We start from the raw sequence: 13,870 nt of genomic DNA on the forward strand, positions 1-13,870 counted from the left end.
AAACGCTCGGCTGGGAAACCCCAGCCGAGCGCCTGGCTAAACTCCTCGCGGCCTAGACAACCGACCACGTGTTGCAACGACCACTAGAAACCACCGGGACGGAGCGGGCCCTTCGTGCGTTTCAGCCGGGTCGGCGGTCGACTACCGCCGGTGCGGCGTCAGTTCTTCCAGCGCGGCTTGCGGTCGTCGCGGTCGAAGCCACCCGAACGGCGGTCGTCGCGGTCACGGCCGCCACCGAAGCCGCCACGGTCGCCGCCGAAGGAACGGCCACCGCGGTCGGACTGCGGACGGCCGCCGGAGCGGTGGTCGTCGCGGCGCGAGAACGGACGGCTGCTGCCGCCGCGCTCGTCGCGGTCCCGGCCGAAGGACGGGCGGTCGCCGAAGGAGCGGGCCGGACGGTCGCCGCCGAAGGAACGGCCGCCGCGGTCGTCGCGGTCACGGCCGCCACCGAAGCCACCACGGTCGCCGCCACGGTCACCGCCGAAGGAACGGCCGCCGCGGTCGTCACGGTCACGGCCGGCGCCGAAGCCGCCACGGTCACGGTTGAAGCCACCGCGGTCGCCGCCGAAGGAACGGCCGCCGCGGTCGTCACGGTCACGGCCGGCGCCGAAGCCGCCACGGTCACGGTCACGGTTGAAGCCACCGCGGTCGCGGTCGAAACCACCGGAGCGACGGTCGTCGCGGTCACGGTCACGGCCGCCACCGAAGCCACCGGAACGGCGGTCATCGCGGTCACGGTCACGGCCGCCACCGAAGCCACCGGAACGGCGGTCGTCACGGTCACGGTCACGGTCCCGGTCACGACCGAAGGCCGGGCGCTCGCTGCGCGCCTCGCGGTACGACGGGGCGCGGTCCTCGGCCTGCGGCGCGGCGGCCTCGGCGGCGGCCGGAGCGGCCTCGGTCTGCTCACCGGACTCGGCCTCGGCCTCGGCGGCCGGCTCGTCCTCGATGCCCAGCTCGGCCCGCTCGCGCGCCGCACGGGCGGCCAGACGGTCGGCCTCCTCGCGAAGCTCGTTGGCGCGGCGCTGCGCGCGCTCCAGCTGGCGGGTCATGTCGGCGAGCTCGCGCTCGGCGGCACCGGCGATGTTGGCGGCGCTCTCGGCCTGGACCTCGGTCAGCGAGCGGGCGCCGGTGATCTTGGCGACCTCCGCGTCGAAGGCGTGGTCCAGGATGTGGCGCGAGGCGTCGACGCCCGCGTCCTCCATCAGGCGGAAGACGCCGCGGCGCTGGTGCGGCAGCACCAGGGTGACGACGGCGCCGGAGCGGCCGGCCCGGGCGGTGCGGCCGGAGCGGTGCAGGTAGTCCTTGTGGTCGCCGGCCGGGTCCACGTTCAGGACCAGGTCGATGCCGTCGACGTGGATGCCGCGGGCGGCGACGTCGGTGGCGACGACGACGTTGGTGTAGCCGTCCTTGAAGTCGCCGAGGACGCGGGTGCGGGCGCCCTGGGTCATGCCACCGTGCAGCGCGTCGGCCTTCACGCCGGCCTCGATCAGCTGCTCGGCGACGCGGTCGGCGCCCATCTGGGTGCGGACGAAGATGATCGTGCGGCCCTTGCGGGCGGCGATCGCGTTGGTGATCGGCGCCTTGTCCTTGGGCTTCACCACGAGGATGTGGTGGGTCATCGTGGTGACGGCGCCGGCCGACGGGTCGACCTCGTGGGTGACCGGGTTCTTCAGGTAGCGCTTGACCAGGGTGTCGATCTCGTTCTCCAGGGTGGCGGAGAACAGCAGGCGCTGGCCGCCGGCCGGCACCTTGTCGAGGATCTCGGTGACCTCGGGCAGGAAGCCCATGTCGGCCATCTGGTCGGCCTCGTCGAGCACGACGGTCTTGACGTCGTCCAGCTTGGCGGAGCCGCGGTTCAGCAGGTCGCGCAGACGGCCGGGGGTGGCGACGAGGATGTCGACGCCGCGCTCCAGCGCGTAGATCTGGTTCGACATCGAGGTGCCGCCGCAGACGACCTTGAGGCGCAGGCCGAGCACCGAGCCGAACGGCTCCAGGGCGTCGGCGACCTGCATGGCCAACTCACGGGTCGGGACCAGGATCAGGCCGCGCGGGTGCTTCGGCTTGGTGCGCTCGCCGTCGGCGAGGCGGGTCAGCAGCGGCAGACCGAAGCTGAGGGTCTTGCCGGAGCCGGTGCGGCCGCGGCCCAGCACGTCCTTGCCGGCCAGGGCGTCCGGGATGGTCGCGGCCTGGATCGGGAACGGGGTGGTGACGCCGCGCTTGGCGAGGGCGCGCACGACGTCGTCGTGCAGGCCCAGGTCGCCGAAGGTGACGGTCGGCTCGGCGGCCGCCTCCTCGGTGGCCTCCACGGCCTCGGCGATCACCTCGTCCGCGGCGGTGTCGAGGGTGTCGGTGGTGTCGGTGACATCGGCGGCGGCCTCGTTCGCGGGCATGGCGAAGCGGGCGTCGTCAACGAGAGACATGCAAAACCTTCCGGAAGTGGCACGCGCCAAAGTCCGGGGTTCTGTTTCACAACCGCCTCTATGCGGTCAGCCACGGATCGCCGGAACGCGCCAAGGGCGCCAGATGGGAGTAGGGCGCCAGTCAAATGGATCAAACGAACGATCTACCACCATAGACGAGCCTGGGGATCGGAGGCAAACGCCCTGCTCAATCCGCTATTGCCCGACCACGCGAGGGCTCGGGGCCGAGGAACCGGAGCTGCCGGAGGACGGGTCCGGAGCCGGCGGGACGGTCGCGGCGGGCGAGCTGTGCTCGGGCGCGGGAGTGCCGGACGGGCGGTTGCTGGGGGTGGACGAGGGCGACCCGGCCGAACCGCCGCCGGAACGGCCCTCGCCGGTGCCGCCCGCCCCGCCGGTACCACCGGAGCCCGCCGAACCGCCGGACCCGCCGACGCCACCGCCCGGATGCGGCACGGGACTTGTGTTCGCACCGCCCGCCGCACCGCCGCCCGCACCGCCGTCGGGAGCGCCCGGCCCCGGCACCGGGACCACCCCGGCCCCCGCGCCGTTCGACCCCGGCGCCGAGTCGCCGGGCGCCGTGGCGGTGGCCCCGTTCGACCCGGCGTCGCCCTGGACGCCCCCCGGCCGCTCGGGGTGGCCCGAGGCCCCGCCGGCACGCCCCGCCCCCGGGGAGGCCGAGGGCCCGCCCGTCGCCCCCGGCCGGACCGCCGGACCGGCCTGCCCGACCGGCGCCACGCCGTGCTTCTCCTCCGCGGCCGGGCCGACCGACATGCACCCCGTCAGCCCGAGCCCGGCCATCGTCAGCAGCGCCGCCGCCCGTACCGCGCGCGAGCGCGGGACCGCCGCCGCCCGCCCCGGAGCCGTACGGGCGGCGGCCAGCCGCACCCGCACCGCCCGTACCGCCCGCACCGTCCGCGCCGCCCGCACCGAAGCCACTGAGGTCCCTCTCTACCGCCCCACCCGGGCCGCCCACTCGCGCGCGGCCGCTTTCGGTGCCCAACGCGCGCCCGGCCCGGCGGGACACGGGCAGCGGGCAAGCTCGCCCGGCGGAGGCGGTGCGGGGCGCGCCCTCCGACGCCCGCTTCGGCTCCCTCTCCGGCGCCCGCGCCGCCGCCCGCCTCGGCGCCCGCTCCGGCGCCCGGTCAGCCCCAGAGCGCCGAGGCCAGCTCCGCGCCCGCGAACACCGCGGCCAGCCCCGCCGCCACGCTGCCGGCCACGTTGGCCAGCGCGTACCGCCCGGCGCCGGTCTCGGCCAGCCGCAGGGTCTCGTACGAGAAGGTCGAGTAGGTGGTCAGCGCCCCGCAGAGCCCCGTCCCCAGCAGCAGCTGGACCTGCGAGGAGGCCGCGCCCGCCGCCACCGCGCCGGTCACCAGCCCGAGGATCAGGCAGCCGACCACGTTCACCGTGAACGTGCCCCACGGGAACACCGAGTCGTGCCGGGACTGCACCGCCCGGTCGGTCAGGTACCGCAGCGGCGCGCCGACCACCGCGCCCGCCACCACCAGCAGCCAGTTCACTCGGCCGTCTCCCCCGGCCCCGCCGTCCCCCCGCGGCCCGAGCCCCTGCCCGGGTCCCGGCCCGGCTCCCGGCCCGCGTAGGTGACCACCTCGCAGCGGTCCAGCAGCACCAGGCCCTCCGCCACCATCCCGTCCAACTGCGGCAGGAACGCCCGCACCCGCTCCTCCTCGTCCACGATCACCACCGCCACCGGCAGGTCCTCGCTCAGCGACAGCAGCCGCGTGGTGTGCACCAGCGACGACGCCCCGAACCCCTCGATCCCCCGGAACACGCTCGCCCCGGCCAGCCCGGCCGCCCTGGCCCGGTGCACGATCTCGCTGTACAGCGGGCGGTGGTGCCACCGGTCGCTCTCCCCGACCAGCACCGTCAGCCGCAGCGCGGGCCCGCCCAGCCGGCTCACCGCGCACCCCGCCCGGCCCCGCGGCGGACCGCCCGGTGGATCAGACGCCGGGTCAGCCCGGCCGCCGCCCACACCGCCACCAGCGCGCCCACCAGCGTCAGCCCGAGGTACGCCAGGGCCGGCCCGGGCCGGCCGCCCTCCAGCAGCCGGCGGATGTCCACCGCGTACGTCGAGAAGGTGGTGAACCCGCCCAGCACGCCGGTGCCGAAGAACGGCCGCACCAGCGGATGCGGCTGGCGCCCCTCGGTGATCACCACCAGGAACACCCCGATCACCGCGCAGCCCACCACGTTGACCAGCAGCGTCGTCCACGGGAAGGCCGTCGGCCCGGTCTGCCGGCCGAGCCCGGCCGCGTACCGCGCGGTCGCCCCGATCGCCCCGCCCGCGGCGACCACCGCCACCGCCCGCCCCTGCCCGCGCAGCACCGGCGGCCGACCGGGACGGCGGCCGGTGCGGGCCCGCGCCACGGCGTCGTCCACGGCGCCCTCCGAGGTCGTCATAGCCCCATCAAACACCGGGCTCCGCCACCTGGCACACCGTCATCCGACACCGGACAATGATCCGGTGGAGATGACCCGGGAAGAGTTCGAAACGCTGGTCAGTGACGCCCTCGACCAGATCCCCCCGCAGCTCGCGGCCATGATGGACAACGTCGCGGTCTTCGTCGAGGACGAACCCGACCCGGGCGACCCGGAACTCCTCGGCCTCTACGAGGGCACCCCGCTCACCGAGCGCGGCGAGTGGTACGCGGGCGTGCTGCCCGACCGCATCCTGATCTACCGCGGCCCCACCCTGCGCCACTGCGAGACCCGCGAGCAGGTGGTCGAGGAGGTCCGCACCACGGTCATCCACGAGGTCGCCCACCACTTCGGTTTCGACGACCACGAGCTCGACGAACTCGGCTGGTCCTGACCCCGCCGCGGACCCCGCCACGGACCCGCACCCCCACCCGGGCGAAACCCGTTTTGGCGATCCGCCCCACATCCCATATGCTTCTCGACGTCCCCGAACGCTGGAAACAGCGGGACAGGCCGCAAGCCCTCATCGTCTAGTGGCCCAGGACGCCGCCCTTTCAAGGCGGTAGCACGGGTTCGAATCCCGTTGGGGGCACGCAGTACACGTAGTAAAGTGCAGTACGCAAGACCGCAAGACCCTGAGTGGTTCGCCACTTCTAGGTCCCGTGGAGCAGTTGGTTAGCTCGCCACCCTGTCAAGGTGGAGGTCGCGGGTTCAAGTCCCGTCGGGATCGCTCGTCTCGCAAGAGACGGTGCAGTACGGCCAGGTAGCTCAGTTGGTACGAGCGTCCGCCTGAAAAGCGGAAGGTCGCCGGTTCGACCCCGGCCCTGGCCACAACCGGGAAGCCCCCGTAGCGAATTCGCTACGGGGGCTTCGTCGTTCACGCTCCTCGTCACCGCCTCACGGGTGACGAGGGCGAGCAGGTGGGCCTGAAGGCTGTTCCTGAGTGGCGGAGCGGTGCCGAGCAGGTGGTCGACGCCCTGCCGCGGGCGTCCGCCACCACCCCGGCCCTCGACCGGCTCCGGACGCCGGCCGGGCCGCGCGTCGCCCGTGGAGGCCCGCCCGGTGGGCGGCTCAGGAGGTCCGGAGCCAGAGCTCGGTGGTGCGCTCCACCGAGCCGTCCGCCTTGTAGTAGGTGACGGCCGCCGCGTCGGTGCCCGGCTTCGCGGCGAGGGCGTAGAAGCGGAACGGGGAGTCCCCGACCGTGACCGCTACCGCCTCGGTGGTGCCGCCGGTCTTCCAGGCGACCACGACCTTCGCGACCTCGGCCTGGACCCCCTCGATCACCACCGCGGGGACGCCCGCGTCGTCGTGGAGGCCGAGCGAGGCCCCCCCGACGGCGGCCGGGAACCCGCCCGGGGCGGACACCGCGGGCAGGGCGTCGTCCGCCTGCCGCTTGCCGTCCACGGTGTAGTAGTAGTTCACCCGGTCGATGCGCGGGTCCCAGTTGATGTCGATGTCCTTCTGGGTGACCGGCTTCGCCTTCGGATCGGTTTCGTGCCGTTCCGCCTGGATCAGCCGGGCCTGCTTGGCGAAGTCCTCCTTGCTGGAGGGGGCGGGCCACAGCGCGGCCCAGGCCTGCCAGGTGTGGCCGTTCGCCGCGCCCTCGGCGAGCTTGACCCGGACGGGGGTGAACGGGTCCCGGGTCGCGGGCACGCCCGCCGCCGAAGGAGCGGCCGAAACGGTGGCCGGAGCGCCCGGGGAGCCGGGGGCGGCCGCCGCGGTGACCGAGGCCGAAGCCACCGCCACGGTCGAGACCGCCTGCCGGCCGCGCTCGCCGAGCACCGCCGTCCCCCCGGCGATGCCCGCGACCAGCACCGCCGCCGCCCCGGCGGTCAGCAGCCGCCGCCGTCGCAGCCGCCGCCGGCCGCCGGCGATCAGCCGGTCGTACGGCACCGCGCCGGTCTCGACGCTCCCGGCCAGTTCGCCCAGCGCCCGTACCGTCGCCGGCTCGTCGCCGCCCTGCGCGTCCCCGGGCAGGTACCCGTCGCTCATCTTGTCCCTCCGATGCTCGTCAGTCCGATGAGTGAGGAGGCCCCGCGGAGTTTGGCCAGTCCTCTGGCGGCCTGGCTCTTCACCGTCCCGACCGTGCAGCCCATCGCCGCCGCGGTCTGGGTCTCGCTGAGGTCCTCCCAGTACCGCAGCACCACGGCCTGGCGCTGGCGCGGCGGCAGGGTGTCGAGCGCGGCGAGCAGCACGGCCCGGTCGTCGGGGTCGGCGCCGGCCGGCGCGGGCCGGTCCGGGAACGCGGTGACCGGGTACTCGACCAGCCGCCGCCGGAACCGTCTGGCGTGCTCGTTGAAGACGATCCGGCGCACGTAGGCGTACGGGTCGTCGGCGGCACGCACCCTGTTCCAGGCCGCGTACGCCCGTTCCAGTGCCTGCTGGACCAGGTCCTCGGCGCCGTGGCGGTCCCCCGCGAGCAGGTACGCCGTCCTGAGCAGCCGTGACCACGCGCTGCCGACGAACGCCCGGAACTCCTCGTCCCGGGCGGTCTTGTGGGCTCCCATGAGCACCTCCTCACCCTCCCGGAGCCCGGGACGGCCGTGGACCGTTGCCCGTCGTTCGCGATTCGTCGCCGACGGCTGTGACACTGGAGGGGCTCGAAAACCGAGGTGCGCTCCGCCGTGCCTCCTTGCGAACCTAGAGGGATGCCCGCAGTGAGTTCTCCCGCAGTCCAGTCCGCCGCCGTACCCGCCGAGGGACCCGGAATCGGCGAGCTGGCCGTCCGTCTGCCCGAGCTGACCCTGCGCGACCAGGTGCGGATCGGGCGCCGGCTGGAGGGGGCCCGTCGGGTCCGCAAGCCCGAGGCCCGGCAGAAGATCGCCACCGAGATCGCCGCCGACATCGACCGCGCCGAGCTGGTCGTCGAGCGCCGCCGGCAGGCCGTCCCGAAGATCGGCTATCCCGCCGAACTCCCGGTCAGCCAGAAGAAGGACGAGATCCTGGCCGCGATCCGGGACCACCAGGTGGTGATCGTCGCGGGCGAGACCGGTTCCGGCAAGACGACCCAGATCCCGAAGATCTGCCTGGAGCTCGGCCGTGGCGTGCGCGGCCTGGTCGGCCACACCCAGCCGCGCCGGATCGCCGCCCGCACGGTGGCCGAGCGGGTCGCGGAGGAGCTGGACAGTCCGCTGGGCGAGGCGGTCGGCTGGAAGGTCCGGTTCACCGACCAGGTCGGCCAGGACACCCTGGTCAAGCTGATGACGGACGGCATCCTGCTCGCGGAGATCCAGACCGACCGCGACCTGCACCAGTACGACACCCTGATCATCGACGAGGCGCACGAGCGCAGCCTCAACATCGACTTCATCCTCGGCTACGTCAAGCAGCTGCTCCCCCGCCGGCCCGACCTCAAGGTCGTGATCACCTCGGCGACCATCGACCCGGAGCGCTTCGCCCGGCACTTCGGCGACGCCCCGATCGTCGAGGTCTCCGGGCGCACCTACCCGGTCGAGGTCCGTTACCGGCCGCTCGTCGAGGACGGGGCCGAGGAGGACGAGGACACCACCGACGCCGACCGCGACCGGGACCAGGTCCAGGCGATCTGCGACGCCGCCGAGGAGCTCCAGGCCGAGGGCCCCGGCGACATCCTGGTCTTCCTCTCCGGCGAGCGCGAGATCCGCGACACCGCCGACGCCCTCGGCAAGCTGAAGCTGAAGAACACCGAGATCCTGCCGCTGTACGCCCGGCTCAGCTCGGCCGAGCAGCACAAGGTCTTCCAGCGCTCGCGCAGCCGCCGGATCGTGCTGGCCACCAACGTGGCCGAGACCTCGCTGACCGTCCCCGGCATCAAGTACGTGATCGACCCGGGCACCGCCCGCATCTCCCGCTACAGCCACCGCACCAAGGTGCAGCGGCTGCCGATCGAGGCGATCAGCCAGGCCAGCGCCAACCAGCGCAAGGGCCGCTGCGGCCGCACCTCGGACGGCATCTGCATCCGGCTCTACTCGGAGGAGGACTTCCTCTCCCGCCCCGAGTTCACCGACGCCGAGATCCTGCGCACCAACCTGGCCTCGGTGATCCTCCAGATGACCGCGGCCGGCCTCGGCGACATCGCCGCCTTCCCGTTCCTGGACCCGCCGGACTCGCGCAACATCAAGGACGGCGTCCACCTGCTGCACGAGCTGGGGGCGCTCGACCCGGACGAGAAGGACCCGCGCAAGCGCCTGACCCAGCTGGGCCGCAAGCTCGCCCAGCTCCCGGTGGACCCGCGGATGGCCCGCATGGTGCTGGAGGCGGACCGCAACGGCTGCGTCCGCGACGTCATGGTGATCGCCGCCGCCCTCTCCATCCAGGACCCGCGCGAGCGCCCGGCCGAGAAGCGCCAGGCCGCCGACGAGCGGCACCGCCGGTTCAACTCCGAGACCTCCGACTTCCTCTCCTACCTGGCGATGTGGCGCTACGTCCGGGAGCAGCAGCGGGAGCTCTCCTCCTCGGCGTTCCGCCGGATGTGCAAGGCGGAGTTCCTCAACTACCTGCGGATACGGGAGTGGCAGGACATCTACGTCCAGCTGCGCACCGTCGCCAAGCAGTTGGGCGTCGCGATCGAGGAGCCGCACCCGGACGCCGAGCCGGACGCCGACCGGATCCACCAGTCGCTGCTGGCCGGCCTGCTCTCCCACATCGGCCTGTACGACGTGGAGAAGCGCGAGTACGGCGGCGCGCGCGGCGCCCGCTTCGCGGTCTTCCCCGGCTCCGGCCTGTTCAAGAAGCCGCCGCGCTGGGTGATGTCGGCGGAGCTGGTGGAGACCTCCCGGCTGTGGGCGCGGATCAACGCGAAGATCGAGCCGGAGTGGGTCGAGCCGCTGGCCGGCCACCTGATCAAGCGCAGCTACAGCGAGCCGCACTGGGAGAAGAAGGCCGGCGCCGTGCTGGCGTACGAGAAGGTGACCCTCTACGGGATGCCGGTCGTCGCCCAGCGCAAGGTCAACTACGGGCGGATCGACCCGGAGCTCTGCCGCGAGCTGTTCATCCGCAACGCGCTGGTCGAGGGTGACTGGGAGACCCACCACCGGTTCTTCGCGGAGAACCGCAGGCTGCTCGGCGAGGTCGAGGAGCTGGAGAACCGGGCCCGCCGCCGGGACATCCTGGTGGACGACCAGACCCTGTTCGACTTCTACGACGCCCGGCTGCCCGAGGACGTCGTCTCCACCCGGCACTTCGACTCCTGGTGGAAGAAGGCCCGGCACGAGCAGCCGGACCTGCTGAACTTCGAGAAGTCGATGCTGATCAACGACGCCGCGGACGGCGTCACCGAGGCCGACTACCCGGACCACTGGCAGCAGGGCAAGCTCCGCTTCAGGCTGACCTACCAGTTCGAGCCGGGCAGCGACGCGGACGGCGTGACGGTGCACATCCCGCTGCCGGTGCTCAACCAGGTCACCGCGGAGGGCTTCGACTGGCAGATCCCCGGTCTGCGGGAGGAGCTGGTCACCGCGTACATCAAGTCGCTGCCGAAGGCGCTCCGGCGCAACTTCGTCCCCGCGCCGGACTTCGCCAGGGCGGCGCTGCGTGCCGTGAGGGACCGCCGGACTGATGGCACGTTCGGCTCCGCCGAGGGGCTCCTCCCGGCCCTGGAGCACGCCCTGAAGCGCCTGACGGCGGTCACCGTGCCCCCGGAGGCCTGGGACGACGAACGGGTGCCCGAGCACCTCAAGGTGACCTTCCGGGTGGTGGACGGCAAGCGCCGGCTCGCCGAGTCCAAGGACCTGGAGGAGCTGCGGCTGAAGCTCAAGCCCAAGCTCAAGGAGACGCTCTCCTCGGCCGCTTCCGGCCAGGGCATCGAGCAGAGCGGGCTGACCGCCTGGCCGGCCTCCCTGCCGGTGCTCCAGCGCACCTTCGAGCAGCGCTCGCGCGGCCACTCGATGCGCGCCTACCCGGCCCTGGTGGACGAGGGCCAGTCGGTCGCCGTGAAGCTGTTCGACACCACGCAGGCGCAGGCCCAGTCGATGTGGGAGGGGACGCGGCGGCTGCTGATGCTGACCACCAACTCCCCGGCCAAGTCGATCCAGGGCCGGCTGGGCAACCAGGCGAAGCTGGCGCTCTCGCACAGCCCGCACGGCTCCATCGGCGCCCTGTTCGAGGACGTCGTGGCGGCGGCGACGGACCGGCTGATGACCCTGGCCGGCGGCCCGGCCTGGGACGAGGCGGCGTTCGGCAAGCTGCACGACAAGGTGCGCGCTGACCTGTACGAGCTGTCCGCGGACACCACGCTGAAGACGGCCACCGCGCTGATCGCCTTCCACAAGGCCTCGACCCGGCTGAAGACGGTGAGCAGCCCGGTGCTGCTGAACGCGGTGAACGACATCCGGCTGCACCTGGCCTCGCTGGTGCACCCGGGCTTCGTGACCGCCACCGGCTGGCAGCGGCTGCCGGACCTCAAGCGCTACCTGCTGGCGGTGGACCGCCGCCTGGAGGCGCTGCCCAACCACCCGCAGCGGGACGCCCAGCAGCTGCTGAAGGTGCAGCAGGTGCAGCAGGCGTACGGGGAGCTGCTGGCGGCCGTCCCGGCCGGGCACCAGCCCTCCGCGGAGGTGCGGGCGATCCGCTGGATGATCGAGGAGCTGCGGGTCAGCTTCTTCGCCCAGTCGCTGGGCACGCCGAGCCCGGTCTCGGAGAAGCGGATCGTGAAGGCGATGGAGGCGGCTCGGGCGACGCTCTGACCCGGGCGGTGCCGCGGCCTTCCCGGGCCGCGGCCGTGAGCTGCGGGTGGGCCTTCAGGAGCCAGTTCGACCTGGGGGCCCACCATGGGCTACAGTCTGTCTTGTTCGCAGCGCGGCAAGCGAGTGAACGAGATCAGGAAAACCTGGTCCCGTGGAGCAGTTGGTTAGCTCGCCACCCTGTCAAGGTGGAGGTCGCGGGTTCAAGTCCCGTCGGGATCGCCGCAACGCGAGAGGCCCGGAACCGTTCAGGTTCCGGGCCTCTCGCGTTTTACTTCTCGGCCCCTTACCCCGGCCAGGTCTAGACCACAAGTGACTGACGGTGTGACAGTCGTCACGGAACCCCCTCCGGAGCCGGCCCTCCGAAGCCCCCTCCAGAACCTCGCTAATTTAATATGTAAAATTGTACAGGTATTCACTGTAAATCCCCCCCACCCCAGGCGCATCAAATCGTTATCCGGAGTTCAACATTCCGACCACTTGACCGACGCCGAACACCCGCGCGCGGGTACGACAAAGGGGCCGCTTACCGGACCCGGCGGAGTCCGGTAAGCGGCCCCTTTAAAGAGCCTTTGGCCTATCAGGCCTCAGTGCGCTGGGCGGGAATCCCAGCAAGCAGAGCGCGCACCTCCGCCTCACGGTAACGGCGGTGACCGCCGAGCGTGCGAATCGACGTCAGCTTGCCCGCCTTGGCCCAGCGGGTGACCGTCTTCGGGTCCACGCGGAACATGGTGGCAACCTCTGCCGGCGTCAGCAGCGGCTCAGCATCAGGGGTACGAGCGGTCATGAGCGGCCTCCTCGGGAGAACCGAACCAGGGCGGTTCTATCCTTCAAATTCTGCACCTTGGCCCGCGATGCCCGAAATGGCATAGACGGGCCGAGTCGGTTATAGGACGAACGGCTTGTCCTGGTGTCTACAACTACACCATCCGTCCAGCCCTATCGACCAAACCGCCAAAATTGACCCCTCACGGGTTCAAGGCCGACGGATGGCGATGGACCACCCCATAGCGGACAGTCACATAGCAATGACATCCGGTTACGAAGGGACCAGACCCTCCGTTTCCCCGCAAAGCACGCATCGACTCCAGAACCACCCAAAAGTGGGCACGCTCACGTGAAGTTGGGCTGGTTGTCCCATTTTTGCACATAGGGGTAAGTTCGCGTCAACGGTGAGTAGTGTCACGTTCGACAGCTATTGACCCGAACCAGGACCTTGGTCATCACCCCTGCAGTGCCAAGGACTCTTACAGTCATACACGCGCGGTCGGACGTCAGTTCGCGTGCCGAAGTGCCAGCACCCGACGCCAGCGCACCGTCAGTTCCCCGTACACGCGCAGTGCCTCGGCCGTGTCCCCCGCCCGCAGCGCGCGCAGCCCCTCCTCCAGTTCCCCCGCCGAACGGTCCGCCAACAACCTTTCCGGACCCAGCAGATGCACCAGGCCCCCGTAGTCCAGCTCCACCAGCGAACGCGGGTGGAACTCCTCCAGCCAGCGCCCGACCCGCTCGGCCCCCCGCACCAGCTCCCCGTCCGGCACCGCCTCGCGCAGCGCCCGGAAGGCCCGTGCCACCCGCCGCCGCGCCTGCGCCATCGGCACCAGGTAGAACAGCGCCGCGGGCCGGCCCCCGTGCTCCCCTCCCCCTTCCCCCACCCCTTCCTTCCCGCCCGGCGGACCGTCCACGCCCCCGTCCGCCGCCGCGCCCGCCGCCGCGCCCCCGCCCGGCACGAAGCAGCGGTCCTCGTCCCCGAACGGCAGGAACCAGCGCACCGGCACCTCCCAGCGGCTGGTCAGGATCCACGGCCGGGCGTCCGGGTGCTCGGCCCGCCAGCGCTCCCGGTCCGCCTCGGCGGCCGCCCGGGCCACCGGCGGCAGCGCGGTGTCCAGCAGCGCCACCGGCGCCCCGGCCCGCAGCTCCTCCAGCGCCTGCCAGCTGCGCAGCCTGGTCGCCCACGGGCAGACGTACAGCACGCCGTCCACCACCCGCAGGTACGCCCGCCCGCTCTCCCGCTCGGGCAGCGCCCGGGGCGTGCGGGCGGCCAGCCCGACGAGCGCCTCCCGCTGCTCCTCCAGCACCGCCGCCGCGACCGGCTGGGCCGGCTCCGCGGCGTCCGGCCCGTGCTCCGCCGCAAAGGCCTGCCAGCGCGCCCGCTCGGGCTCCGGATAGGCGGCCAGCGGCTCGTAGACCCGCAGGTGGGCGGCGTAGGGCGGCTGTACGGAAGTACGTACGACGGTCACGTCCTGCATGGTCGCACGCGCCGCCCGACCGGGGGAGAGCGCGCCCCCGAACCGTTCGCGTCCGCACCCGCGTACCACTTCCCGTCTCACCCCTCGGACGACCGGCCCCAGCTCG

At 72.5% G+C, this 13,870-nt stretch carries 11 protein-coding genes and 4 tRNA genes; 6 read left to right on the forward strand and 9 right to left on the reverse strand.

Translation table 11 applies throughout. The features are described from left to right. Positions 1 to 158: 158 nt before the first annotated feature. From ACGF0D_RS23090 to crcB (ACGF0D_RS23110), 5 genes are all read right to left on the reverse strand, one after another. Positions 159 to 2,423 carry a DEAD/DEAH box helicase gene (locus ACGF0D_RS23090; RefSeq protein WP_392919052.1) on the reverse strand — a complete coding sequence of 755 codons (2,265 nt, stop codon included), beginning with the start codon at positions 2,421 to 2,423 and terminating at the stop codon, positions 159 to 161. Positions 2,424 to 2,618: 195 nt separating this feature from the next. Continuing rightward, a complete protein-coding gene (locus ACGF0D_RS23095) occupies positions 2,619 to 3,359 on the reverse strand; it encodes a hypothetical protein (RefSeq protein WP_392919054.1) in 741 nt (246 codons plus the stop codon). 206 nt (positions 3,360 to 3,565) lie between these two features. Then, positions 3,566 to 3,940, reverse strand: coding sequence for a fluoride efflux transporter CrcB (gene crcB / locus ACGF0D_RS23100; RefSeq protein ID WP_392919057.1), 375 nt, complete (start codon positions 3,938 to 3,940; stop codon positions 3,566 to 3,568). After that, on the reverse strand, positions 3,937 to 4,341 hold the full coding sequence (locus ACGF0D_RS23105) for a DUF190 domain-containing protein (RefSeq protein WP_392881803.1): 405 nt from the start codon (positions 4,339 to 4,341) through the stop codon (positions 3,937 to 3,939). The genes crcB (ACGF0D_RS23100) and ACGF0D_RS23105 overlap by 4 nt, the downstream gene beginning before the upstream one ends. Then, positions 4,338 to 4,841, reverse strand: coding sequence for a fluoride efflux transporter CrcB (crcB, locus tag ACGF0D_RS23110; RefSeq protein WP_392919059.1), 504 nt, complete (start codon positions 4,839 to 4,841; stop codon positions 4,338 to 4,340). The genes ACGF0D_RS23105 and crcB (ACGF0D_RS23110) overlap by 4 nt, the downstream gene beginning before the upstream one ends. Before the next feature lie 70 nt (positions 4,842 to 4,911). On the opposite strand from crcB (ACGF0D_RS23110), the gene ACGF0D_RS23115 reads away from it, so the two are divergent. The 4 genes from ACGF0D_RS23115 (at position 4,912) to ACGF0D_RS23130 (ending at position 5,690) form a co-directional block, all read left to right on the forward strand. Beyond that, positions 4,912 to 5,253, forward strand: a complete 342-nt coding sequence (locus ACGF0D_RS23115; protein WP_360257883.1) for a metallopeptidase family protein — start codon at positions 4,912 to 4,914, stop codon at positions 5,251 to 5,253. Between the two features lie 125 nt (positions 5,254 to 5,378). Then, positions 5,379 to 5,451, forward strand: a tRNA-Glu gene (locus ACGF0D_RS23120). 64 nt (positions 5,452 to 5,515) lie between these two features. Further along, positions 5,516 to 5,589: transfer RNA gene (locus ACGF0D_RS23125), tRNA-Asp, on the forward strand. A 27-nt stretch (positions 5,590 to 5,616) separates the two neighbouring features. Continuing rightward, positions 5,617 to 5,690, forward strand: a tRNA-Phe gene (locus ACGF0D_RS23130). A gap of 240 nt (positions 5,691 to 5,930) precedes the next feature. Here the strand turns inward: ACGF0D_RS23130 and ACGF0D_RS23135 are convergent. Next, on the reverse strand, positions 5,931 to 6,851 hold the full coding sequence (locus ACGF0D_RS23135) for a hypothetical protein (protein ID WP_392919062.1): 921 nt from the start codon (positions 6,849 to 6,851) through the stop codon (positions 5,931 to 5,933). Next, positions 6,848 to 7,366: a SigE family RNA polymerase sigma factor gene (locus tag ACGF0D_RS23140; RefSeq protein ID WP_392881781.1), complete on the reverse strand. Its 519-nt coding sequence runs from the start codon at positions 7,364 to 7,366 to the stop codon at positions 6,848 to 6,850. Before ACGF0D_RS23140 ends, ACGF0D_RS23135 begins: the two co-directional genes overlap by 4 nt. A gap of 141 nt (positions 7,367 to 7,507) precedes the next feature. Here ACGF0D_RS23140 and hrpA point away from each other — a divergent pair, with 141 nt between their 5' ends. Together hrpA and ACGF0D_RS23150 are read left to right on the forward strand one after the other, a co-directional pair. Then, on the forward strand, positions 7,508 to 11,521 hold the full coding sequence (gene hrpA / locus ACGF0D_RS23145) for an ATP-dependent RNA helicase HrpA (RefSeq protein ID WP_392881779.1): 4,014 nt from the start codon (positions 7,508 to 7,510) through the stop codon (positions 11,519 to 11,521). 145 nt (positions 11,522 to 11,666) lie between these two features. Further along, a tRNA-Asp gene (locus ACGF0D_RS23150) sits at positions 11,667 to 11,740 on the forward strand. 358 nt (positions 11,741 to 12,098) lie between these two features. Here ACGF0D_RS23150 and bldC read toward each other — a convergent pair. Continuing rightward, entirely contained in the window at positions 12,099 to 12,305 is a 207-nt protein-coding gene (gene bldC / locus ACGF0D_RS23155) for a developmental transcriptional regulator BldC (protein ID WP_014137253.1), read from the reverse strand. A 487-nt stretch (positions 12,306 to 12,792) separates the two neighbouring features. Further along, positions 12,793 to 13,764, reverse strand: a complete 972-nt coding sequence (locus ACGF0D_RS23160; protein ID WP_392919065.1) for a hypothetical protein — start codon at positions 13,762 to 13,764, stop codon at positions 12,793 to 12,795. Between the last annotated feature and the right edge of the window lie 106 nt (positions 13,765 to 13,870).

It is taken from the genome of Kitasatospora sp. NPDC048298, assembly GCF_043201465.1.
GTDB lineage: Bacteria > Actinomycetota > Actinomycetes > Streptomycetales > Streptomycetaceae > Kitasatospora.